The following is an 837-nucleotide window of genomic DNA, read 5'->3' on the forward strand; positions in this document are numbered from 1 at the left end:
AGCGAATTGGGGAAACAGATGAAGTGAATTATTGGGGCTATAGCTCAGCTGGGAGAGCGCCTGCCTTGCACGCAGGAGGCCAGCGGTTCGATCCCGCTTAGCTCCACCATTAAAGATATCTCTTTTTAAAAAATTATCTTTGTATTTACTTATATATAAGTAAATAGACAGATAAAGCTCTTTAACAATTAGGAACAAGCTGAAAGAAACGAGTTCTCGTTTTTACGGTAGGCTGCATATGAAAGTATGTTAGTTTGCAGTAAGAAAGAGAAAAAAGCGTAATGAAAACCAAGACAACTGTGAGTTGTAAGGTTAAGAAATTAAGCGTACACGGTGGATGCCTAGGCATTCAGAGGCGAAGAAGGACGTGTTAATCTGCGAAAAGCGACGGTAAGCCGATAAAAGGCGCTATAGCCGTCGATGTCCGAATGGGGAAACCCAATGTAGGTAACTACATTATTGCTTGATGAATACATAGTCAAGTGAGGCGAACCGGGAGAACTGAAACATCTAAGTACCCCGAGGAAAAGAAATCAACCGAGATTCCCCGAGTAGCGGCGAGCGAAAGGGGAGGAGCCCAAAGTGGGAAGCATAACGCATTAGTGGAAGCGTCTGGAAAGTCGCGCGATAGAGGGTGAAAGTCCCGTACACGAAGGTGAGTTATGTGGAAGCTTGAAGAGTAGGGCGGGACACGTGATATCCTGTCTGAAGATGGGGGGACCATCCTCCAAGGCTAAATACTCCTGAATGACCGATAGTGAACCAGTACCGTGAGGGAAAGGCGAAAAGAACCCCGGGAGGGGAGTGAAATAGACCCTGAAACCGTGTACGTACAAT

1 tRNA gene and 1 rRNA gene are annotated in these 837 nt (G+C 46.0%); both read left to right on the top strand.

From position 1 onward, the window contains the following. Nucleotides 1-33 precede the first annotated feature (33 nt). Nucleotides 34-109: transfer RNA gene (locus tag A9G13_RS01100), tRNA-Ala, on the top strand. Nucleotides 110-310: 201 nt separating this feature from the next. Next, nucleotides 311-837: ribosomal RNA gene (locus A9G13_RS01105) — 23S ribosomal RNA — on the top strand; the annotation flags it as partial.

This window comes from Gilliamella sp. wkB178 (assembly GCF_001690705.1).
Classification (GTDB): domain Bacteria; phylum Pseudomonadota; class Gammaproteobacteria; order Enterobacterales; family Orbaceae; genus Gilliamella; species Gilliamella apicola_K.